Source organism: Streptomyces shenzhenensis (assembly GCF_003688995.1).
In the GTDB taxonomy this organism is placed as follows: domain Bacteria; phylum Actinomycetota; class Actinomycetes; order Streptomycetales; family Streptomycetaceae; genus Streptomyces; species Streptomyces shenzhenensis_A.
The window spans coordinates 557831-579148 of sequence record NZ_PENI01000001.1 but is presented as its reverse complement, the minus strand read 5'-3'; the positions used below and the strand labels follow the sequence as shown (position 1 = coordinate 579148).

Sequence of the window (21318 nt, the reverse complement as noted above, 5' to 3'; positions counted from 1 at the left end):
AAGAGCACGAAGCGACTGTAGGGGAGCGGGAAAACCCGCGGCCCGGTCCGAGCCCGGCTCTCACCTGACTCTCGCCTCGCCACGCCGGCCGGCCAGCACCGCCCGCACCTGATCGAGCCCCCAGTCCAGATCCTCCTTCTCGATCACCAGCGGCGGCGCGATCCGGATCGTCGAGCCGTGGGTGTCCTTCACCAGCACGCCGCGGTCCATGAGCCGCTCCGAGATCTGCCGTCCCGTCCCGAGCGCCGGCGCGACATCGACTCCCGCCCACAGCCCGCGCCCGCGCACCGCCGTCACCGCGCCGGTACCGAGCAGCGCGCCCAGCTCACGGTGCAGATGCGCGCCCAGCTCCGCCGCGCGCGCCTGGTACTCGCCCGACCGCAGCATCGCGATCACCTCCAGCCCCACCGCGCAGGCCAGCGGATTGCCACCGAACGTCGACCCGTGCTCACCCGGCCGGAACACCCCGAGCACCTCCGCGCCCGACACCACAGCCGACACCGGCACGATCCCGCCGCCCAGCGCCTTGCCCAGCAGATACACGTCCGGCACCACCCCCTCGTGCTCGCACGCGAAGGTCCGCCCGGTCCGGCCCAGCCCCGACTGGATCTCGTCCGCGACGAACAGCACATTCCGCTCCCGGGTCAGCTCCCGCACCGTCGGCAGATAACCGGCCGGCGGCACGATCACGCCCGCCTCGCCCTGGATCGGCTCCAGCAGCACCGCCACCGTGTTCTCGGTGAGCGCCGCCCGCATCGCGGTCAGGTCCCCGTACGGGACGATCTCGAAGCCCGGCGTGTACGGCCCGAAGTCCGCCCGCGCCTCCGGATCCGTGGAGAAGCTGATGACCGTCGTCGTACGGCCGTGGAAGTTGCCCCCGGCGACCACGATCTTCGCCATCTCCCCGGGCACCCCCTTCACCCGGTAGCCCCACTTCCGGGCCGTCTTCACCGCGGTCTCCACCGCCTCAACGCCGGTGTTCATCGGCAGCACCAGCTCCATGCCGCACAGCTCGGCCAGTTCGCTGCAGAACGCGGCGAACCGGTCGTGGTGGAACGCCCGCGAGGTCAGCGTCACCCGTTCCAGCTGCGCCGTGGCCGCCGCCACCAGCCGCGGGTTGCGGTGCCCGAAGTTCAGCGCGGAGTAGCCGGCGAGCAGATCGAGGTAGCGCCGGCCCTCGACATCCGTCATCCAGGACCCGTCCGCGGTGGCCACGACCACCGGCAGCGGGCGGTAGGTGTGCGCGGTGTGGGCGTCGGCAGCGGCGATGAGCCTCTCCGTAGCGTTCACGGGAACTCCAGTGGGCCAGAGTGTCGGGATTCGCCCCCTTCTCCCATCCTCGCTCGCGGGCCGGACCCGGAGCCGTAAGCACCGTGCGACCACCGCCGCGCGTGCCCGTCCGATTCGCCCGGTAGGCTGACCGGCGGGCCGTGACTGGCGCGCTGGGATGGGATGGACCATCGGGGAGCGGCCCCAGTGAGACCGAGTGCCGTGCGCCTGGGCCGAGCCGTGAACGCTGTACATACGCCGTCCGGAGGTCCTCATGCCAGAGCAGTCCCTCTCCTCGTCCCTCTCCGCCGAGTCCACCGCCTTCCGTGCCGCCCTCGACGTGATCCGTGCCGTCGAGCCGCGCGTGGCCGACGCCATCGGCCAGGAGGTCGCCGACCAGCGCGAGATGCTCAAGCTGATCGCCTCCGAGAACTACGCCTCCCCGGCCACCCTCCTGGCGATGGGCAACTGGTTCAGCGACAAGTACGCCGAGGGCACCATCGGCCGCCGCTTCTACGCCGGCTGCCGCAATGTCGACACCGTGGAGTCGATCGCCGCGGAGCACGCCAAGGAGCTGTTCGGCGCCCGTCACGCCTATGTCCAGCCGCACTCCGGCATCGACGCCAACCTCGTCGCCTTCTGGGCCGTGCTCGCGCAGCGCGTCGAGGCGCCCGCCCTGGAGAAGGCAGGCGTCCGCCAGGTGAACGACCTCTCCGAGGCGGACTGGGCCGAACTCCGCCAGGCCTTCGGCAACCAGCGCATGCTCGGCATGTCCCTGGACGCCGGTGGCCACCTCACCCACGGCTTCCGCCCGAACATCTCCGGCAAGATGTTCGACCAGCGTTCCTACGGCACCGACCCGGCCACCGGCCTCATCGACTACGAGGCCCTGCGCGCCTCCGCCCGCGAGTTCAAGCCACTGATCATCGTCGCCGGTTACTCCGCCTACCCCCGTCTCGTGAACTTCCGGATCATGCGTGAGATCGCCGACGAGGTCGGCGCCACGCTCATGGTCGACATGGCCCACTTCGCCGGTCTCGTCGCCGGCAAGGTCCTCACCGGAGACTTCGATCCGGTCCCGCACGCCCAGATCGTCACCACCACGACCCACAAGTCGCTGCGCGGCCCGCGAGGCGGCATGGTCCTGTGCGACGACTCCCTCAAGGACCAGGTCGACCGCGGCTGCCCGATGGTCCTCGGCGGCCCCCTTCCGCATGTCATGGCGGCCAAGGCCGTGGCGCTCGCCGAGGCCCGCCGGCCCTCCTTCCAGGACTACGCCCGGCGCATCGTCGACAACTCCCGGGCGCTGGCGGAGGGCCTGATGAGCCGGGGCGCCACTCTGGTCACCGGCGGCAGCGACAACCACATCAACCTGATCGACGTCGCCGCCTCCTACGGCCTGACCGGCCGCCAGGCCGAGGCCGCACTGCTGGAGTCCGGCATCGTCACCAACCGCAACGCGATCCCGGCCGACCCCAACGGTGCCTGGTACACCTCCGGCATCCGCATCGGCACCCCGGCCCTGACCACGCGTGGCCTGGGCACCGCGGAGATGGACGAGGTCGCCGGCCTCATCGACCGCGTTCTGACCACCACCGAACCCGGCACCACCGGCAAGGGCACCCCGTCCAAGGCGCAGCACATCCTCGACCCGAAGATCGCGGACGAGATCTCCCACCGCGCCTCCGACCTCGTGACCGGATTCCCGCTGTACCCGGAGGTCGACCTCGGCTGACCGCCGCCCCCGGCCCGGTGGCGGGGAGCCCCGGCGGTCGGAGAACCGGTCAGTTCCTGTCGGGACACCTCCCGCGGCGGTCCGGACGGCGTGTCTGTGTTCCTCGTCTCATCGGCGACGATCGACAGCGGCCACGGCCTGAACGCCGCGCTGTCCCTCCCAGCTGTTTCCGGTCGGTTCGGGATCGGGGGGTGACACCTGAGAGAATGGTGAACATGGCTTCAGACAGTCCCCGCGTGCTCTCCGGGATCCAGCCCACCGCAGGCTCGTTCCACCTGGGCAACTACCTCGGCGCCGTACGTCAGTGGGTGGCCCTGCAGGAGTCCCACGACGCGTTCTACATGGTTGTCGACCTGCACGCGATCACGGTCCCGCAGGACCCGAAGGAGCTGCGCGCGAACACCCGGCTCGCCGCCGCCCAGCTCCTCGCGGCCGGCCTCGACCCGGAGCGCTGCACGCTCTTCGTCCAGAGCCATGTCCCCGAGCACGCCCAGCTCGCCTGGGTCATGAACTGCCTCACCGGCTTCGGCGAGGCCTCCCGCATGACCCAGTTCAAGGACAAGTCCGCCAGGCAGGGTGCCGACCGCGCCTCCGTCGGCCTGTTCACCTACCCGATCCTCCAGGTCGCCGACATCCTGCTCTACCAGGCCAACGAGGTCCCGGTCGGCGAGGACCAGCGCCAGCACGTCGAGCTGACCCGGGACCTCGCCACGCGTTTCAACGGCCGGTACGGCGAGACCTTCACCGTGCCGAAGCCGTACATCCTGAAGGAGACGGCGAAGATCTACGACCTTCAGGAGCCGTCCGTCAAGATGAGCAAGTCGGCCTCCACGCCGAAGGGCCTCATCAACCTCCTCGACGAGCCGAAGGCCACCGCCAAGAAGGTCAGGAGCGCGGTCACCGACACCGACACGGTCATCCGCTACGACCCGGAGAACAAGCCGGGTGTCAGCAATCTGCTCACGATCTACTCGACCCTCACCGGCACGGGCGTGGCCGAGCTGGAGGCGACGTACGAGGGCAAGGGCTACGGGGCGCTCAAGACCGACCTCGCCGAGGTCATGGTGGAGTTCGTGACGCCGTTCAGGGAGCGCACCCAGCAGTACCTGGACGATCCCGAGACGCTCGACTCGATCCTCGCCAAGGGCGCGGAGAAGGCGCGTGCCGTCGCCGCGGAGACCCTGGCCCGCGCCTACGACCGGGTGGGCTTCCTGCCCGCGAAACACTGAGGCGCACCACCGCACACCGGCCTTCGGGCAGAGCGCCGCACATCACGTCGGCTGCGCCTGCCCACGGCACAGCAGTGGCCGTACAGTCGATAGCCGGACGGCTGAGCACGAATCCGGCAACCCAGCCGAGACGACGACAGGAGACGACGTGGGGACCGTAACGATCGGCGTGTCGATCGCGGTCCCGGAGCCTCACGGCAGCCTGCTCCAGGAGCGGCGCGCGGGCTTCGGCGACGCCGCGGCTCACGGCATCCCCACGCACGTCACGCTGCTGCCGCCGACGGAGGTGGACGGCTTCGCGCTGCCGGCCGTCGAGGCGCATCTGACCGAGGTCGCCGCGGCCGGCCGGCCGTTCCCGATGCGGCTGTCCGGCACGGGCACCTTCCGGCCGCTGTCGCCGGTGGTCTACGTCCAGGTCGTTCAGGGCGCGGAGACCTGCTCCTGGCTGCAGAAGCGGGTCCGCGAGCGGTCCGGTCCGCTGGCCCGCGAGCTGCAGTTCCCGTACCACCCGCACGTCACCGTGGCGCACGGCATCGAGGAGGCGGCGATGGACCGTGCCTTCCGGGAGCTGGCCGGGTTCGAGGCCGAGTGGCCGTGCACCGGGTTCGCGCTCTACGAGCAGGGGGTGGACGGTGTGTGGCGCAAGCTGCGGGAGTTCACCTTCGGCGGCGCTGTGGTGCCGCCGCAGGTGGGGCATGCGGAGAGTATCGCTAGCCGGTGACGGTGCGCTGCGCTGCGCTGGCTGGGGGTGGGGTGGGTTGTTGTTCGGCTGCGGGCTCGGTGGGGGCTTGTCGCGCAGTTCCCCGCGCCCCCTCCGGGGCGTCAGCGTGGGTGTTGGATGTTGAGGGTTCGTCGAGGGTGTTCTTCGGCTGCGGGTCGGTGGGGGGTTCTCGCGCAGTTCCCCGCGCCCCTTTCGGGGCGTTAGTGCGGGTGTTGTTTGGCTGCGGGTCCGGTGGGGGCTTGTCGCGCAGTTCCTCGCGCCCCTTTCGGGGCGGGGGCTGCTGGGTTGTCAGAGGGGGAGGCGGCGGAACAGGGGGCGGGGGGTGTGGCGTAGGGCTGTCATGATCAGGCGGAGTTTGCCGGGGACCCAGACTGTTTCCGAGCGGCGTCGCAGGCCCAGTTCGATGGCCGTGGCCACGGCGTCCGGTGTGGTCGCCAGGGGAGCCTCGTCGAGTCCGGCCGTCATGCGGGAGCGGACGAATCCGGGGCGTACGACCATGACGTGCACGCCGGTGCCGTAGAGCGCGTCGCCGAGGCCCTGGGCGAAGGCGTCGAGGCCGGCCTTGCTTGAGCCGTAGATGAAGTTGGAGCGGCGGGCCCGCTCGCCGGCGACCGAGGAGAGGACCACCAGGGAGCCGTGCCCCTGCGTCTGGAGCGCGGCCGCCGCGACCAGGCCCGCCGAGACCGCGCCCGTGTAGTTGGTCTGCGCGACCCGGACCGCGCTCACCGGTTCCCGCTCGTCGTGCGCCTGGTCGCCGAGGATCCCGAAGGCGAGCAGCACCATGTCGACGTCGCACTCGGCGAAGACCTTGCCGAGCACCGACTCGTGCGACTCGGGTTCGAGCGCGTCGAAGGCGACGGTACGGACGTCCGCGCCCAGGCCGCGCAGCTCCTCGGCGGCCTTCTCCAGGGCGGGCGAGGGGCGCCCCGCGAGCCACACGGTACGGGTGCGGCGGGCGATCAGCCGGCGCGCGGTGGCCAGCGCGATGTCCGACGTACCGCCGAGGACGAGCAGGGACTGGGGGAGGCCGAAGGCGTCCTTCACGACAGCTCCTTGGGGGTCGGGGGCTTCTCAGAGGTCCAGACGGCGGGCGAGGTCCGAGACGAACACCCCGCGCGGGTCCAGTTCCGCGCGCAGGGCACGGAAGTCGGCGAGCCGGGGGTACATCGCGGCGAGCAGGTCGGGGCGCAGCCGGGAGTCCTTGGCGAGATAGACGCGTCCGCCGGCGGCGGCGACCTCCTCGTCCAGTTCGTCGAGGAAGCTGCCGAGCCGGGGCAGGTTCGCCGGGATGTCCAGGGCGAGCGTCCAGCCGGGCATCGGGAAGGAGAGCCAGCCGGGGTCCGCCTCCCCGAAGCGCTTGAGGACGGCCAGGAAGGACGGGCACCGGCGCACGGAGATGCGGTGCACGATCCGGTGCAGGGCGTCCTCCTGGCCGTGTCCGACGACGAACTGGTACTGGACGAAGCCGCCGCGGCCGTAGATCCGGTTCCAGTGGGGCACGCCGTCCAGGGGGTGGAAGAAGGCGGGGATCTGCTGGAGTTCGCCGGTACGCGCGCGTGGCGCCTTGCGGTACCAGATCTCGTTGAACAGCCCCACGCCGACGCGGCCGAGCAGGCCCTCCGGGACGAAGGGGGGAGCGGGCGGGAACTGCCGGGGGCGGAAGGCCAGCGGGCGCCGTCGCGCGCGCGTGCCCTCGCGCAGCGCCTCCAGAGGCGCGTGGTCGCCGCGGGTGAGGACGGCGCGGCCGGTGGCCGCGCCCCGGGCCAGCAGGTCGATCCAGGCGACCGAGTAGCGGTAGCGGTGGTCGGTGGCCGTCAGGCGGGCCATCAGGTCGTCCAGGTCGGTGGCGCGCTCGGTGTCGACCGACATGTACGAGGTCTCCACCGGCAGCAGCCGCACGGTGGCGGTCAGGATCACCCCGGTCAGGCCCATTCCGCCGGTGGTCGCGTCGAACAGGGGGGTGCCACGGCCGACCGCGTGGATCTCGCCGTCGGCGGTGAGGAGTTCCAGCGCGAGCACATGGCGCGAGAAGGAGCCGGAGACGTGGTGGTTCTTGCCGTGGATGTCGGCGCCGATCGCGCCGCCGACCGTCACCTGGCGGGTGCCGGGCGTCACCGGCACGAACCAGCCGAGCGGCAGCAGCACCTCCATCAGCCGGTGCAGGGACACCCCCGCGTCGCACAGCACGGTGCCGCTGCCGGCGTCGATGGCGTGGATGCGGTCGAGGCCCGTCATGTCGAGCACGGCCCCGCCGGCGTTCTGCGCCGCGTCCCCGTACGCCCGCCCCAGGCCCCGCGCGATGCCACCGCGGGCCCCGCAGTTCCGCACGGCGGTCACGGCCTCCTCGTACGTTCCCGGGCGCACCAGCCGGGCGGAGGTGGGGGCGGTGCGGCCCCAGCCGGTGACGGAAACCATGGCTCCAGACATGCCGGTGACCGTATCGCCCCTATGTGAGCGATTAATTAAGAAACATCACATGCCTCCCCGAAATGGGTGATTAATGGGATGTCGCTCAATATTGCCGTAGTTCTGGCGGTGCGGGGGTGAACAGTGAGTCCACATGGACGACATGGACCACCGGATCCTCTCCGCACTCCGCGCCTGCGGTGCCGATCCGCGCGTCGCGTCCGCCGTACGCGGCCTGTCCCTGGCCGGTGAGCACGGCGCGCTGTGGCTCGCGGCGGGCCTCGTCGGGGCCGCCGTGGACGGCACACGGCGCGGCTCCTGGCTGCGCGGCACGGCGCTCGTCGCGGGCGCGCATCTCGCCGGCTCCGGCGTCAAACGCCTGGTGCGCCGGGAGCGGCCGGGGCATATCGAGCCGCTCGTGCGCACCATCGGCCGGTACTCCTTCCCGAGTTCGCACGCCGCCTCCGCGACGGCCGCCGCCGTGGCGTTCGGGGCGCTGGGCGGGTACGGGTTCGCGCCGCCGGCCGCCGCCATGTGCCTGTCCCGCCTCGTGGCGGGCGTGCACCACCCCTCCGACGTCGCCGCCGGCGCGGCCCTGGGGGCGCTCACGGCGCGACTCGGAGCGCGCTGGATGACAGGGGGGCGGCCGTGACTGAGACAGCGCCCCTCACGGACGGTGTGCACACCGGCGAAGCCACGCTGCCGGAGCGGCGCACGCCCGCCGCGCCGATCGCGCCCCCGCTCAAGGGCACCGTCCTGGGCGGCCTGCTGCGGACCACCCGCCCCAAGCAGTGGGTCAAGAACAGCCTCGTCGTCGCCGCGCCGGCCGCCGCGGGGCAGCTCTTCTCCCGGCACGCGCTCACCCAGGTCGCCCTCGTCTTCGTGCTGTTCACCGCGTGCGCCGCCGCCGTCTACCTGATCAACGACGCCCGTGACGCCGAGGCCGACCGCGCCCATCCGGTCAAGTGCCGCCGCCCGGTGGCCGCGGGGCAGGTCCCCGTACCCGTCGCGTACGCCGTCGGAGCCGCCCTGGCCGTGCTCGCGCCGGCCGCCGCGGCCTGGCTGACCGCACCGCTCGTCGCGGCCCTCCTGGCGGCCTACGTCGGCATGCAACTGGCGTACTGCGTCCGCCTCAAGCACGTCCTGGTCGCCGATCTCGCCGTCGTCACCACCGGCTTCGTGATGCGCGCGATGATCGGCGGGGTCGCGCTCGGCATTCCGCTGTCCCGCTGGTTCCTGATCACCACCGGGTTCGGGGCGCTGTTCATGGTGTCGGCCAAGCGCTATTCCGAGGCCCTCCAGATGGCCGGGAAATCGGGCGCCACGCGCGCGTTGCTCACCGAGTACACCACCGGCTATCTCCGCTTCGTCTGGCAGCTGGCCGCGGGGGTCGCCGTCCTCGCGTACTGCATGTGGGCCCTGGAGGAGGGCGGAGCGCCGCACCCGGGCGTGCTGCCCTGGCGGCAGCTGTCGATGGTCGCCTTCATCCTCGCGATCCTCCGGTACGCCGTCTTCGCCGACCGCGGCACCGCGGGCGAGCCGGAGGACGTCGTCCTGCGCGACCGGGCGCTGGCCCTGATCGGGCTGGCCTGGCTCGCCATGTACGGGCTGGCGGTGGCGAACTGGTGAGCGTCGCCCGGCGCGAGCTGCTCGGCTTCGCCACCGCCGGGCTCCTCGCCTACGCCGCCGACCTGGCCGTCTTCGGCTGTCTGCGCGGCCCCGCCGGACTCGACCCGGTCACCGCGAAGAGCGTGTCCTTCGTGGCGGGCTGCACGGTCGCCTACCTGGGCAACGCGCGCGGCACCTACCGCCGCGCGCGCCCCGGGGGCCCGCGCCCGTACGCCGTCTTCGTCGCCGTGAACCTCGCCGGCGCGCTCGTCCAGCTTCTGTGCATCGTCGTCAGCCACTACGGCCTCGGGCTCACCTCGCAGTGCGCCGACACCGTGTCCGGCTCCGGCATCGGCATGGCCCTCGCCACGGTCCTGCGATTCTGGGGTACCCGGACATTGGTGTTCCCCGCAGAGGGCAGAGTCGGATCATGGACTGGCTGAAACGGCTTCCCGGGATCGGACCGCTCGTCACGTGGCTCATGACCACGCACGCGTGGCAGGCGTACGAGCGCCTGGACCGGGTGAAATGGACGCGGTTGGCGGCGGCGATGACGTTCATCAGCTTCATCGCGCTGTTCCCGCTGCTGACGGTGGCCGCCGCGATCGCCGCCGCCACCCTGAGCACGGCACAGCAGCAGGAGCTCCAGAACAAGATCGCCGAACAGGTTCCGGGCATCTCCGAGCAGTTGGACATCCAGGCCCTGGTGCAGAACGCGGGCACCGTCGGACTCATCGCGGGTGCCGTGCTGCTGTTCACCGGCATCGGCTGGGTCGGCCAGATGCGCGACTGTCTGCGGGCGGTGTGGGAGCGGCCGGACCGCGACGAGAACCCGATCGTGCGCAAGGCCGTCGACGCGGGCGTCCTCGTCGGCCTCGGGGGCGCGGTGCTCGCCACCATCGCCCTCTCGACCGTGGCCACGGCCCTGGTCGGCTGGATCTCCGACCAGCTCGGCCTGGACCGGGCGAGCTGGGGCAGCCTGCTGCTGCGGATCGCCGCGTTCACCGTCGCCGTGCTCGCCGACCTCCTGATACTGCTCTACGTCCTCACCCTGCTGCCCGGAGTCGATCCGCCGCGCCGCCGCCTGCTGGTGGCCGCGCTGATCGGCGCGGTCGGCTTCGAACTCCTCAAGCTGCTCCTCAGCGGCTACATCCAGGGCGTCGCCACGAAGAGCATGTACGGAGCCTTCGGCGTGCCCGTGGCCCTGCTGCTGTGGATCAACTTCACCGCGAGACTGGTGCTGTTCTGCGCCGCCTGGACGGCGACGCAGAGCAAGGGCAAGGAGCTCACGGGCGGGGCGCCCGCCGGCGCACCAGGTCCGGCAGCGGCGGGCGGCGGTTGACCGGGAACGCAGCGGTCCGCCGCCGCTCGGGCCGCTGGTGGGGGGTGTCGGCCTTGCCCGGCGCGACGTGGTGTGAGGTGTGGGCGGTCAGGGGCGGGGCGTCCGGCGGCGTACCAGGTCCGGCAGCGGCCAGCGGCGGTTGACCAGGAATGCAGCGGTCCGCCGCCGCTCGGGCCGCTGGTGGGGGAGGTCAGGGGCGGGGCGTCCGGCGGCGTACCAGGTCCGGCAGCGGCCAGCGGCGGTTGACCAGGAACACCCCGCCGGCCAGCAGCACCAGCAGCCCGCCGGTGATCGCCAGCGCGATCCCGACGCCGCTCGAACCGTCCGTGGAGGAGGCGCTCACGGGCTTCGCGGACGACCCGTCGCCGGCCTTGCCGTCGGCCGCGGCGGTGCCGCCCGCCTCCGCGGCGGACGCCGTGGCGTCCGGCTGCCCGCTGGGCGGCACCGCGCTCTTCGGCGGCACCAGCTCACCCACCGGCCGCACCTTGCCGGCCGCCGCGAAGCCCCAGTCGAAGAGCTTCGCGGTCTCCTTGTAGACCTCGTTGCGCTCGCTCTTCTCCGGGTTCATGACGGTGACCAGCAGCACCCTGCCGCCACGTTCCGCGACGCCGGTGAAGGTCGCGCCCGCCTTGGTGGTGTTGCCGTTCTTCACGCCCGCGATCCCGCCGTACACCGGGACATCGGTGTCGCCGCTGAGCAGCCGGTTGGTGTTCTGGATCTCGAAGGTCCCGCGGACGGTCTTGCCCTTGGCCTTCTTCGTCTCGCCCGGGATCTCCGCCCGGACCGTGGAGCAGTACTCGCGGAAGTCCTTCTTCTGCAGCCCGGAGCGGGCGAAGAGCGTCAGGTCGTACGCCGACGACTGCTGCCCCTGCGCGTCGTAGCCGTCGGGGCTGACCACCTGCGTGTCGCGGGCCTGCAACTCCGCGGCGTGCGCCTGCATGTCCTGGACGGTGTCGTCGACGCCGCCGTTCATCTCGGACAGCACATGCACGGCGTCGTTGCCGGAGCGCAGGAAGACGCCGAGCCACAGGTCGCGGACGGTGTAGGTCTCGCCCTCGTGCACCGGGACCACGCTGGAGCCGGCGCCGACGCCCGCCAGGTCGGAGGAGACCACCTTGTGCTCGGTCGACTTGGGGAACTTCGGCAGCACGGTGTCGGCGAACAGCATCTTCAGCGTGCTCGCCGGGGGCAGGGGCCAGTGCGCGTTGTGGGCGGCGAGCACATCGCCGCTCTCGGCGTCGGCGACGATCCAGGAGCGCGCGGTCAGCTCCCTGGGCAGCACGGGTGCGCCGGTGCCCAGGTCGACCTGTGTACCGGCCTGGCCGAGGCGGGCGCCGCCGACCGTCGACATCTGCGCCGGGGGTGTGGCCGACGGACGCGGGGCCGCCAGGGCGACCGGCGTCGTCAGCGAAATGGACAAAAATGCGGCAGATATGACCAGCAGGGATCGCCTGGCGGTCTTATTGGGTGCGGGCACGGTCGAGAACGTACCTTTCGCGGGCCGTGAAGTCCCGCCGCCCGTCCCACCCCGGACCGGGAACCGGACAGCAGGCGGCGATACTGGACGTATGAAGCTCAGCCGCCCGGTGTCCTGGTTCCTGCTCGCCTTCGGGGTGTGGAGCTGGGTCATCTGGGTCACTTTCGTCAAGAACCTCGTCAAGGACAGCAGCGGACTCGCCTTCGACGACGGGCATCCGACGGCCTATTTCTGGGTGCATCTGCTGCTGGCGGTCGTCTCCTTCGTATGGGGGACGGTCATCGGGGGCATCGGGTTGCGCGGGCTGCGCGCACTGCGCCGGACGTCATAGCGGAAAGACTGCGAGGACACAGCAGAGTGGTCATCGTTTTAGTGCTCGTCGCCCTGGCCGTGCTGGCCGTCGTGGCCGGGCTGCACTGGTACGTCTGGCGGCGCCTGGTCCGCGACACGACGGCGGCGCCGGGGCGCGCCCGCAGGGTCGGTACGGCCGTGTTCGTGGCGGGCCCGGTCCTGATGGTCGCGGCCCTGGTCGCCGAGCGCTCCGGAGCGCCGTTCTGGCTCCAACGCACCCTGGCCTGGCCCGGCTTCCTGTGGATGGCGCTGGCCCTCTACCTCCTGGTGGCGGTCGTGGCGGGGGAGGCCGTACGGCCGTTGCTGCGCCGGCTGACGCGGCGGCGCGCAGCCCGGCCCGCCCCCGTCCCGGTGGCCGTACCGGCGGGCACCGTACCGGCACCGGAACCACCGGAACCCCCGGAGCCGCGGCCGGATGCCGGTCCGGAACCCGGGCCGGAGTCCGGCCCGCGGGACCCGTCCCGGCGGCTCTTCGTCTCCCGGGTCGTCGGCGGCGCGGCGGCCACGGCCGCCGTGGCGACCGTCGGGTACGGCACCTATGGCGTGCTGCGCGGACCGCGTGTGAAACGCGTCATGGTCCCGCTGGCCAAGCTCCCGCGCTCGGCACACGGGTTCCGGATCGCCGTCGTCAGCGACATCCACCTCAGCCCGGTCCTCGGCCGGGGCTTCGCACAGCGGGTCGTCGACACCATCAACGCGACCCAGCCCGATCTGATCGCGGTCGTCGGCGATCTGGTGGACGGCAGCGTGCCGGACCTCGGCCCGGCGGCGGCACCGCTCGCGCAGCTCTCGGCCCGGCACGGGACGTACTTCGTCACCGGCAACCACGAGTACTTCTCCGGCGCCGAGCAGTGGGTCGAGGAGGTGCGCAGGCTCGGGCTGCGCCCGCTGGAGAACGCCCGCACCGAACTGCCCGGCTTCGACCTCGCCGGAGTCAACGACGTACAGGGCGAGAGCCAGGGCCAGGGCCCGGACTTCGGCAGGGCACTCGGCGACCGCGACCCGGCACGCGCGTGCGTGCTCCTCGCCCATCAGCCCGTCCAGATCCACGAGGCCGTCCGGCACGGCGTCGACCTCCAGCTCTCCGGCCACACCCACGGCGGCCAGCTCTGGCCGGGCAGCCTCCTCGCGGCGGCCGCCAACCCGACGGTGGCGGGCCTGGAACGCTACGGCGACACCCAGCTGTACGTCAGCCGCGGTGCGGGCGCCTGGGGTCCGCCCACCCGGGTGGGGGCGCCGTCGGACATCACTGTCGTGGAGCTGGCGTCCCGGCAGGCCTGAGCGCGCCCGCAGGCGCCCCCCGCCCCCTAGGGCCTCTCGTTTGGATCAGGCCGGGCTCGCGGGCCCTGGCACCGCGCCTCGCGGCGTTGTCGTCGGTTGTCAGGGCTCCGCCCTGCCGCCCTCCTCCGCCTTGCGATCCACGGCACCAGACCCCGCTCCCTGATCCGGCCTGATCCAAACAAAAGACCCTAGGCCCTGTCGTCAAATTCCCTCCCCCAGCCTCCGGCCGGGAGGTGCCCCCAGCCCCGCGACGCCATGCACGCTCCCCCGAGCTCTTCGACCAGGGGGGACCCTCACGACGCCGCAGGGCCCGCCCTCCGGGCGGACGACGGGAATGTGACCACAGGGCCTCGTGAGCCGGTGTGAACACCTGGAGAAGCCCAGGTCATGAGGGTGCGGGGGAGGCGGCGGCAGCCCCCGGCCCGGCCACTGTGAACACCCTGTGAAACCGGGCGGTAACCGTCGCAGGGTAAGTTCTCGCACATCTCGCCCGATTGCTCTTCCCTCAGGCGAAACACGTGTGATTAGGTGAGCCGCGCCATGCAGGGGAGTGGCGTTTGTGCAAGTCAGGGGTAGGGCCCGCGGAAGGCCCGGGGAGGGCACCACCATGCGATCGGTTCGCATGCGGATTCTCGTGACGCTGCTCGTGCTGGCGGTCGTGGGAGTAGGCGGCTGGCAACTGCTGCCGGCGCAGGAGAACAAGAACAGGACCATCAAGGTCGGCACGACGGACGCCGTCACGTCGCTCGACCCGGCCGGCGCCTACGACGCCGGTTCCTGGGCCCTGTTCAGCAATGTCTTCCAGTCACTGCTGACGTTCGAACCGGGCGGCGTACAGCCCGTGCCGGACGCGGCGGAGAGCTGCACGTTCGTGGGCAGCGACCTGAAGACGTACCGCTGCACGCTGCGCGACGGGATCAACTTCCCGAGCGGCCGGGCGATGACGGCCGAGGACGTGAAGTACTCCTTCGACCGGGTCAAGAAGATCAACTCCGATGTCGGTCCGGCGTCGCTGTTCTCCACCCTGGGCTCGGTGAGCGCCGACAGCGCCTCCACCGTCACCTTCCACCTGTCCTCGCCCGACGCCACCTTCCCGTTCAAGGTGGCCACCGGCGCCGGTGCGATCGTCGACAAGGACACCTACCCGGCGGACAGCCTGCGCACCGGCTCCGGGGCCGACGGCACCGGCCCCTACAAGCTGACCGGGTACACCAAGGACCAGCGGGCCGTGCTCACGCCGAACACGCACTACAAGGGCAACCTGAAGGGCACCGGCAGCCCCATCGAGCTGCGCTACTACGGCGACTCGCAGGCCCTCGACAAGGCGTGGCAGAACAAGCAGTTCGACGTGGCCACCCGCACACTGCCGCCGAAGGTCCTGTCCGGCCTCAACCCGAGCGACCCGAACCAGCGCGTCACCGAGTCCGACAGCTCCGAGACCCGCAACCTGTACCTCAACACCCGCGCGGGCTCGCCGCTGCACGACGTGCGCGTGCGCCGGGCCATGGCCTGGCTGGTCAACCGCGAGGAACTCGCCGCCACCGTGTACGAGGGCACGGTCGACCCGCTGTACTCGCTGATCCCGACCGGACTGACCGGCCACACCACGTCGTTCTTCGACGCCTACCCGAGGCAGAGCACCGCGAAGGCGAAGGAACTGCTCACCGCGGCCGGGGTGAGCCTGCCGGTGCGCTTCACCTTCGGCTACGGCAAGGGACGTGGCGCGGGCGCCGAGGAGGCCGCCGCGCTGAAGAAGCAGCTGGAGGCGGGCGGCCTGTTCGAGGTGGACGTCAAGGGGTACGAGTGGACCGACTTCCAGAAGCGCTGGGCGGCCGGGAAGATGGACGCCTGGGCGGTCGGCTGGGTCGCCGACTACCCCGACCCGGACACCTTCGGCGCCCCGCTCGTCGGCACCGGCTCCACCATGAGCACCGGCTACAGCAACAAGATCGTCGACAACCTCATCCAGGACAGCCAGCAGTACGCGGACCGCAGCCGGGTCGCCCAGGACTTCCGCGCCGTGCAGGCGGGCGTCGCCACCGACGTGCCGCTGATCCCGCTGTGGCAGCGCAAGGAGTACGTGGTCAGCAGCGAGGACGTCGGCGGCGGCCAGTACCTCTCGGACGGCACCGGCGTGTTCCGGCTCTGGCAGCTGAACTGGATCTGACGCTCACGGCGGTACGGGCGCCCCGGACGGCAGCGTGACCGTCACGGCCAGCCCCTCCCCGGGGGCCGTCCGTACCGCCACCTCGCCGCCGTGCGTCCGCACGACGCCCTGCACGATCGCCATCCCCAGCCCGCTGCCCGCTCCGCCGCCCGCGCGGAAGAAGCGGTCGAAGATGCGTGCCGCGTCCTCCTCGGCCAGTCCCGGACCCTCGTCCGCGACACACAGCCGCACCAGCCCGTCCGCCCGCTCCACGCCCAGCCGCACCGGCACATCGCCGGGCGTGTGCGTACGGACGTTGGCCACCAGGTTGCCCAGTACCTGCCGCAGGCCCGACTCGTCGGCGCGCACCAGCACGGAGCCGTCCGCGGCCACGGTGACCGGACGCTCCGGCTGCTGGGCCCGCAGGTCCGCCGCCGCGTCCCGGACCAGACGGCTCACGTCGACGTTCCGCAGGCGCAGTTCGGGCCGCTGGTCGAGGCGGGCGAGGGTGAGCAGCTCGTCGACGAGCCGCCCCATCCGGTCCACCTCGCCGTTCATCCGGTCCCAGGCGCGCTTGCGCTCCTCCGGCTCGCGCAGCATGCCCTTGTCGTACAGCTGGAGGTAGCCGCGGATCGCCGACAGCGGGGTGCGCAGCTCGTGCGAGGCGTCGGCGACGAAACGGCGCAGCTGGGCCGCGCTGCGCTCGCGCGTCCGGTACGCCGACTCCACCTGGTGGAGCATGGAGTTGAGGGCGAGCCGCAGCTGTTCGACCTCCAGCGAGGTCTCCCGGCTGGAGGGCACCCGGCGGGCGAGGTCGCCCTCCGCGATCGCCGACGACGTCTCCACCATGTCCTCCAGTGGCCGCATCCGGCGCCGCACATTGAACATGGTCAGACAGGCCAGCAGCGCCAGCAGCAGCGTGCCCACGGCCAGGTCGAGCCGGAGCGCCTTGGATATGCCCTTGTGCAGGGCGTCGGTCGAGTTGGCGATCAGGATGTAGTTGCCGTCGGCGAGCCGGACGCCGATCGCCCGGTACGCGGCGTCGCGGACGGTGATGTCGCGCGGCCCGGGCAGGGCGGCGAGCGGCGCCGGGTCGCCTATCGCGGCGGCCAGCGCGCGCTGGCTCTCGGTGGGCGGGAAACCGGCGAGGGGCCGGACCCCGCCCCGGGCGTCGACGACCGCGAACAGCGAGTCAGGGCGGGGCTGTTCGCTCATCGGCGGCCGGACGAACCGGTCCCGGACGATCGCCAGCGCGGCCAGCGAGTCGATCTGGCGCAGCGTCAGATCTGAGGCGGAGAGCGACTGACGGGTCTTGCCCAGCCCGGCGTCGACCTGCTGGAGCAGATAGTGCCGCATGCCCATCAGGCTCACCGCGGTGGCCGCGATGATGCCGAGGGCCAGCAGCAGCACGTTCGCGAGGGTCAGCTTCGCGCGCAGCGAGCGCATGCCGCGGGTACCGCGGGGCCTCATGCCAGCCCGTATCCGACACCGCGCCGGGTGGTGATCACCGGCGGTCCCAGGGTGTCCAGCTTGCGGCGCAGATAGCTGATGTAGGTCTCGACGACGGTCGACTCGGGCGGGGTGTGCTCGTACTGCCAGACGTGGCGCAGGAGTTGCTCCTTCGGCACGATCCGGCCGCCGTTGCGCACCAGGAACCGCAGCAGCGCGTACTCGGTGGGGGTCAGCTCGACCGTGCGGCCCGCGCGGCGCACCGAGTACGTCGTCTCGTCCAGCTCCAGGTCGCCGTAGCGCAGCGGCGGGCGCTGCGGGATGACGTCCGCGGGGCGGGTACGGCGCAGCACCGCGCCGATCCGGGCGACCACCTCGTCGATGTTGAACGGCTTGGTGATGTAGTCGTCGCCGAAGCCGAGGGCGCCGACGATCTCCGCGGGCGAGTCCCGTGCCGTGAGGAAGACCAGCGCCAGGTCGGGCCGCCCGGCGCGCAGTTCACGGCCCAGCGCGCGGCCATCCCCGTCGGGCAGCATGACGTCGAGGAGGGCCACGTCGGGCCGGGTGCGCCCGGCGGCGGCCAGCGCCTCGCGGACGGTGCCCGCGATCATCACCTCGAAGCCGTGGTAGCGCAGGGCGATGGCGAGGACGTCCGCGATGCTCGGTTCGTCCTCCACGACCAGCACGGTGCCTGGAGCCGTCGTCATGCACCCAGTATCGGCGGGACCACTGACAGCCGGGCTCGTTCGCTCTTTGGAGTTCCTTGAGAGTCATGGGCGCGTCGTGTGCACGCACGGGTGCCGGCGCCGATCCTGGTGCCCAGGACCTGGGGGACCGACCGACCGAAACAGTTGAAGGAGCCTTGAACGTGGCGGCATTGGCACGGTGGTGCTTTCGGCACCGGCTGGTGGTCCTGCTGGTGTGGGTGGGGGCGCTGTGCGGTCTTGGCCTCACGGCCTCGGCAGCGGGCACGGACTACGCGAACGTGTTCTCCCTCCCGAACACGGACTCCAAGCGCGCGTACGACCTGATGGAGAAGGCCTTCCCGGAGACGTCCGGCGACACCGACACGGTGGTGTGGAAGGTCGACACGGGCACGGTCAGGGACCAGGACGTACGGTCCCGGATCGAGCCCGCGCTGGAGAAGATCGCCGGGATGGACGGCATCGGAGCCGTCACCGGCCCCTACACCGGTGAGCGGGGCGCCGCGCAGGTGAGCCGCGACGGACGGATCGCGTACGCGCAGGTCACCTTCACCGAGCCGGCCAACTCCGTACCCAAGGAACTGGTCCAGGACGTCGTCGACACCGCGCAGGGTGCGGAACGCGGCGGACTCCAGGTCGAGTTGGGCGGGCAGGCGATCCAGCGGGTGCAGGAGCCGCCGACCGGTCTCGCGGAGGTGGTCGGGCTCGTCGCGGCGGCCGTCGTGCTCTTCCTGGCCTTCGGCTCGCTCTTCGGGATGCTGCTGCCCATCGGCATCGCCGTCTTCGGCGTCGGCACCGGCCTGTTCTCCACCCAGCTGATCAGCCATGCCACCGACGTCCCCGACCTGGCCCCGCTCCTTGCGACCCTGATCGGGCTGGGCGTCGGCATCGACTACGCGCTGTTCATCGTCACCCGGCACCGGCGCGGCATCCTGCGCGGCACCGACCCCGAGGAGGCCGCGGTCACCGCCCTCAACACCTCGGGCCGCGCGGTGCTGTTCGCGGGCGGCACGGTGTGCATCGCGCTGGCCGGCATGCTGGTGACGAACCTGCGCTTCCTGGACGGCGTGGTGATCGGCACCTCGCTGACGGTCGTGCTGAGCGTGCTCGCCGCGACGACGCTGCTGCCGGCGTTCCTCGGCTTCCTCGGCCCGCGGGTGCTCAGCCGCCGCCAGCGCCGCCTCCTCGCCGAGCAGGGGCCCGAGCCGGAGCGGGCGAGCGGCCTCGCGGCCCGCTGGTCGGGCGGGGTGCAGCGGCGGCCCCGTACCGTCGCCGCGCTCGCGGTCGTCGCCATGGCCGTCCTCGCCCTGCCGGTGCTGTCGCTGCGGCTCGGCGCGACCGACCAGGGCAACGACCAGGCGTCGACGACGACCAGGAAGGCCTACGACCTGCTCGCCGAGGGCTTCGGCCCCGGCTTCAACGGACCCCTCCAGGTGGTCGCCTCGGGCGGTGACACGACGGCCCTGGTCAAGGGCATCGAGACGACCTCAGGGGTGGCCCAGGCGGTCGCGCTGCCGCCCGCGCGGGGCGTCACCGTCATCCAGGTCGTGCCGACCACCTCACCGCAGTCGAAGGAGACGGACGACCTCATCGACACCCTGCGCGACCGGGTGATCCCTCAGGCGGGCGCGCAGGCCCACGTCGGCGGGGTGACCGCGGTCTCGAAGGACTTCGCGGCGGTCACCGGCGACCGGCTGCCGCTCTTCGTCGCGACCATCATCGGGCTTGGCTTCCTGCTGCTCCTGATCGCCTTCCGCTCCCTGGTGGTGCCGCTGACGGCCGCGGTGATGAACCTGTTCGCCGCGGCGGCCTCCTTCGGTGTCCTGGTCGCGGTCTTCCAGTGGGGCTGGGGCCTGGACCTGCTGGCCCTCGGCAAGGAGGGCCCGATCAACGCCTTCCTGCCGGTCATCATGCTGTCCCTGCTCTTCGGCCTCTCCATGGACTACCAGGTGTTCCTGGTGAGCCGGATGCACGAGGAGTGGGTGCACACCAAGGACAACGCGCGCGCGGTGCGGGTCGGCCTGGCCGAGACCAGCCGGGTGATCAACTCGGCGGCCCTGATCATGGTGTGCGTCTTCCTGGCCTTCGTGCTGAGCGGCGACCCGAGCGCGGCGATGGCGGGCGTGGGGCTCGCCGCCGCGGTCGCGCTGGACGCGTTCATCCTGCGTACGGCCCTGGTGCCGGCGGCGATGCATCTGCTGGGCCGGTCGAACTGGTGGCTGCCGGAGTGGCTGGACAAGCGGCTGCCGCACCTGGCGGTGGAGCCGGCGGAGGAGCAGGCCGCGGAGCCGCCCGCGGCCGTCGGCCCCGCGTCGGTCGTGCACGGCTTCATCCGCTCCGTCGACGGCGATGCGGTCCACGGGGCGTCCGTGACGCTGATGACGAAGGGCGGCCGCCAGCTCGACCGCGTCGACTCGCTGGCCGACGGCTCGTACATCGTGGCGGTCCCCGGGCCGGGCACCTACCTCCTGGCGGCGACCTCCGCCTCGTACGGCTCCCGCGCACGGCATGTCGTCGTCGGCGACGGTCCGCTGGTGTACGACGTGGAACTGGCCGACCACGAGGTGGACGCGGTCAACTGACCACAACCCCCGCCCGGGCACCGCGCCTGGGCGGGGACACCTGCCGTACGGATCGGGGCGCGGGCCCGGCGCGGATGCCGGGCCGGCGGGCGCGGGCGGGGCCCGGTGGGCGCGACCGGAAGGCGGCCGAGGGCGTCGGCGCCTGCGGGCGCCCCGGCGAGGGCGTGCCCGGCCCGGGGAGTCGGCAATCGGCGGTGACGCCTCCGTGGAGCGGCTTCCGCCCGAGAAACTCCGGAAGGGCGCGCCCGGCCTCGCGGGTCCCGGGCCCTAGGGGGTCGGTCTTTTCGCGGGGTCGGGCAGGGCTCTGGTCATGCCGGGCAGGAAGTCGGTGAACAGTTCGTGGACCTCGTGCACCAGGGGCCCCAGCACCCGGAACCGGGCCAGCGACACGCCCCGCGCGGTCAGGCGTGCGCCCCGCTCGGCGAGCCGGTGGCTGCGCTCACGGCCCTCGGTGCGGTCGAAGATCCAGTACAGCACCAGCCCCATCTGGGAGAGCCACATCAACTCGGGGAGCGCGTCCCGCAGTTCCTCCGGGACCTTGGTCCTCGAGCCGGCCAGCACCTCCCGGTGGACGCCGATGGCCGCCTCGCGCGCGTGCTCGCTCTCCGCGGAGAACGGGCTGAGCGGGCTGTCCGGATCGGCCGCGTTCTTGAAGAACTGCACCGCGAACTCGTGGTACGGCCGCGCGACGTCCAGCCAGGCCCGCAGCACGCCCGCGAGCCGCGCCTCCAGGTCGGTCTCCCGGTCCAGGACCTCCCGGACCGCCACCCGGTGCTCGGCGGCGATCCGGTCGTAGAAGCCCTGGATCAGGTGCTCCTTGCCGTCGAAGTAGTAGTACGCGTTGCCGACGGAGACCCCGGCCTCCTTGGCGATGGCCCGCATGGTCGTGCGGTCGTAGCCACGCTCCTGGAACAGCCGCATCGCCGTCTCCAGGATCAGCGCGCGGGTCTGCTCCGCCTTGCTGGTGGAGCCGGCCGGGTCGCCCGTCACGGGCTCGTTGTTCGCGGACACGGACACG

Annotated in this window: 18 protein-coding genes and 1 riboswitch; of the genes, 11 read left to right on the top strand and 7 right to left on the bottom strand. The window is 72.0% G+C overall.

Annotation, left to right across the window (positions count from 1 at the left end; translation table 11 throughout):
* Positions 1–60: 60 nt before the first annotated feature.
* Entirely contained in the window at positions 61–1290 is a 1230-nt protein-coding gene (rocD, locus tag CTZ28_RS02485; protein WP_121887503.1) for an ornithine--oxo-acid transaminase, read from the bottom strand.
* Between the two features lie 130 nt (positions 1291–1420).
* A riboswitch (ZMP/ZTP riboswitch) is annotated at positions 1421–1510 on the top strand.
* A 33-nt stretch (positions 1511–1543) separates the two neighbouring features.
* Here rocD and CTZ28_RS02480 point away from each other — a divergent pair.
* From CTZ28_RS02480 to CTZ28_RS02470, 3 genes are all read left to right on the top strand, one after another.
* A complete protein-coding gene (locus CTZ28_RS02480; protein WP_121887502.1) occupies positions 1544–3004 on the top strand; it encodes a glycine hydroxymethyltransferase in 1461 nt (486 codons plus the stop codon).
* 215 nt (positions 3005–3219) lie between these two features.
* Positions 3220–4233, top strand: coding sequence for a tryptophan--tRNA ligase (trpS, locus tag CTZ28_RS02475; RefSeq protein WP_121887632.1), 1014 nt, complete (start codon positions 3220–3222; stop codon positions 4231–4233).
* Between the two features lie 148 nt (positions 4234–4381).
* Positions 4382–4954, top strand: a complete 573-nt coding sequence (locus CTZ28_RS02470; protein WP_121887501.1) for a 2'-5' RNA ligase family protein — start codon at positions 4382–4384, stop codon at positions 4952–4954.
* A 288-nt stretch (positions 4955–5242) separates the two neighbouring features.
* Here CTZ28_RS02470 and CTZ28_RS02465 read toward each other — a convergent pair whose 3' ends face one another.
* Both CTZ28_RS02465 and CTZ28_RS02460 read right to left on the bottom strand, forming a co-directional pair.
* Complete coding sequence (locus tag CTZ28_RS02465) at positions 5243–5998, bottom strand: decaprenylphospho-beta-D-erythro-pentofuranosid-2-ulose 2-reductase (protein ID WP_121887500.1); 756 nt, start codon at positions 5996–5998, stop codon at positions 5243–5245.
* A 27-nt stretch (positions 5999–6025) separates the two neighbouring features.
* Positions 6026–7381: a decaprenylphosphoryl-beta-D-ribose oxidase gene (locus CTZ28_RS02460; RefSeq protein ID WP_121887499.1), complete on the bottom strand. Its 1356-nt coding sequence runs from the start codon at positions 7379–7381 to the stop codon at positions 6026–6028.
* Between the two features lie 133 nt (positions 7382–7514).
* Between CTZ28_RS02460 and CTZ28_RS02455 the strand changes: the two genes are divergently transcribed.
* The 4 genes from CTZ28_RS02455 to CTZ28_RS02440 are packed head-to-tail and all read left to right on the top strand — an operon-like array spanning position 7515 to position 10310.
* On the top strand, positions 7515–8012 hold the full coding sequence (locus CTZ28_RS02455) for a phosphatase PAP2 family protein (protein WP_121887498.1): 498 nt from the start codon (positions 7515–7517) through the stop codon (positions 8010–8012).
* A gap of 47 nt (positions 8013–8059) precedes the next feature.
* Positions 8060–8989, top strand: a complete 930-nt coding sequence (locus tag CTZ28_RS02450) for a decaprenyl-phosphate phosphoribosyltransferase (RefSeq protein ID WP_383086266.1) — start codon at positions 8060–8062, stop codon at positions 8987–8989.
* Positions 8986–9411: a GtrA family protein gene (locus CTZ28_RS02445; RefSeq protein WP_121887497.1), complete on the top strand. Its 426-nt coding sequence runs from the start codon at positions 8986–8988 to the stop codon at positions 9409–9411. The genes CTZ28_RS02450 and CTZ28_RS02445 overlap by 4 nt, the downstream gene beginning before the upstream one ends.
* Positions 9399–10310, top strand: coding sequence for a YihY/virulence factor BrkB family protein (locus tag CTZ28_RS02440; RefSeq protein ID WP_121887496.1), 912 nt, complete (start codon positions 9399–9401; stop codon positions 10308–10310). The genes CTZ28_RS02445 and CTZ28_RS02440 overlap by 13 nt, the downstream gene beginning before the upstream one ends.
* 190 nt (positions 10311–10500) lie before the next feature.
* Here the strand turns inward: CTZ28_RS02440 and CTZ28_RS02435 are convergent, their stop codons facing one another.
* The gene (locus tag CTZ28_RS02435; protein ID WP_398655108.1) at positions 10501–11787 is read right to left on the bottom strand and encodes a D-alanyl-D-alanine carboxypeptidase family protein; all 1287 of its coding nucleotides are present in this window, start codon (positions 11785–11787) and stop codon (positions 10501–10503) included.
* Between the two features lie 91 nt (positions 11788–11878).
* On the opposite strand from CTZ28_RS02435, the gene CTZ28_RS02430 reads away from it, so the two are divergent.
* From CTZ28_RS02430 to CTZ28_RS02415, 3 genes are all read left to right on the top strand, one after another.
* The gene (locus tag CTZ28_RS02430) at positions 11879–12118 is read left to right on the top strand and encodes an SCO4848 family membrane protein (RefSeq protein WP_121887630.1); all 240 of its coding nucleotides are present in this window, start codon (positions 11879–11881) and stop codon (positions 12116–12118) included.
* 26 nt (positions 12119–12144) lie between these two features.
* A complete protein-coding gene (locus CTZ28_RS02425) occupies positions 12145–13419 on the top strand; it encodes a metallophosphoesterase (protein WP_121887494.1) in 1275 nt (424 codons plus the stop codon).
* 622 nt (positions 13420–14041) lie between these two features.
* Complete coding sequence (locus CTZ28_RS02415) at positions 14042–15586, top strand: ABC transporter substrate-binding protein (protein ID WP_259471426.1); 1545 nt, start codon at positions 14042–14044, stop codon at positions 15584–15586.
* Positions 15587–15589: 3 nt separating this feature from the next.
* On the opposite strand, the gene CTZ28_RS02410 is transcribed toward CTZ28_RS02415, so the two are convergent.
* Positions 15590–17035: a sensor histidine kinase gene (locus CTZ28_RS02410; RefSeq protein ID WP_121887491.1), complete on the bottom strand. Its 1446-nt coding sequence runs from the start codon at positions 17033–17035 to the stop codon at positions 15590–15592.
* Positions 17032–17721, bottom strand: a complete 690-nt coding sequence (locus CTZ28_RS02405; RefSeq protein WP_121887490.1) for a response regulator transcription factor — start codon at positions 17719–17721, stop codon at positions 17032–17034. Before CTZ28_RS02405 ends, CTZ28_RS02410 begins: the two co-directional genes overlap by 4 nt.
* A 170-nt stretch (positions 17722–17891) precedes the next feature.
* Here CTZ28_RS02405 and CTZ28_RS02400 point away from each other — a divergent pair, with 170 nt between their 5' ends.
* Positions 17892–20300: an MMPL family transporter gene (locus tag CTZ28_RS02400; RefSeq protein ID WP_121887489.1), complete on the top strand. Its 2409-nt coding sequence runs from the start codon at positions 17892–17894 to the stop codon at positions 20298–20300.
* Positions 20301–20567: 267 nt separating this feature from the next.
* Here the strand turns inward: CTZ28_RS02400 and CTZ28_RS02395 are convergent, their stop codons facing one another.
* The gene (locus CTZ28_RS02395; protein WP_398655104.1) at positions 20568–21311 is read right to left on the bottom strand and encodes a TetR/AcrR family transcriptional regulator; all 744 of its coding nucleotides are present in this window, start codon (positions 21309–21311) and stop codon (positions 20568–20570) included.
* Positions 21312–21318: the final 7 nt, after the last annotated feature.

Excerpts from the sequence above, each read along its gene's own strand:
- CTZ28_RS02440 (WP_121887496.1), top strand. The coding sequence starts at position 9,399 with ATGGACTGGCTGAAACGGCTTCCCGGGATCGGACCGCTCGTCACGTGG.
- trpS (WP_121887632.1), top strand. The coding sequence starts at position 3,220 with ATGGCTTCAGACAGTCCCCGCGTGCTCTCCGGGATCCAGCCCACCGCA.
- CTZ28_RS02480 (WP_121887502.1), top strand. The coding sequence starts at position 1,544 with ATGCCAGAGCAGTCCCTCTCCTCGTCCCTCTCCGCCGAGTCCACCGCC.
- CTZ28_RS02460 (WP_121887499.1), bottom strand. The coding sequence starts at position 7,381 with ATGTCTGGAGCCATGGTTTCCGTCACCGGCTGGGGCCGCACCGCCCCC.
- CTZ28_RS02405 (WP_121887490.1), bottom strand. The coding sequence starts at position 17,721 with ATGACGACGGCTCCAGGCACCGTGCTGGTCGTGGAGGACGAACCGAGC.
- CTZ28_RS02430 (WP_121887630.1), top strand. The coding sequence starts at position 11,879 with ATGAAGCTCAGCCGCCCGGTGTCCTGGTTCCTGCTCGCCTTCGGGGTG.
- CTZ28_RS02455 (WP_121887498.1), top strand. The coding sequence starts at position 7,515 with ATGGACGACATGGACCACCGGATCCTCTCCGCACTCCGCGCCTGCGGT.
- CTZ28_RS02410 (WP_121887491.1), bottom strand. The coding sequence starts at position 17,035 with ATGAGGCCCCGCGGTACCCGCGGCATGCGCTCGCTGCGCGCGAAGCTG.
- CTZ28_RS02415 (WP_259471426.1), top strand. The coding sequence starts at position 14,042 with ATGCGGATTCTCGTGACGCTGCTCGTGCTGGCGGTCGTGGGAGTAGGC.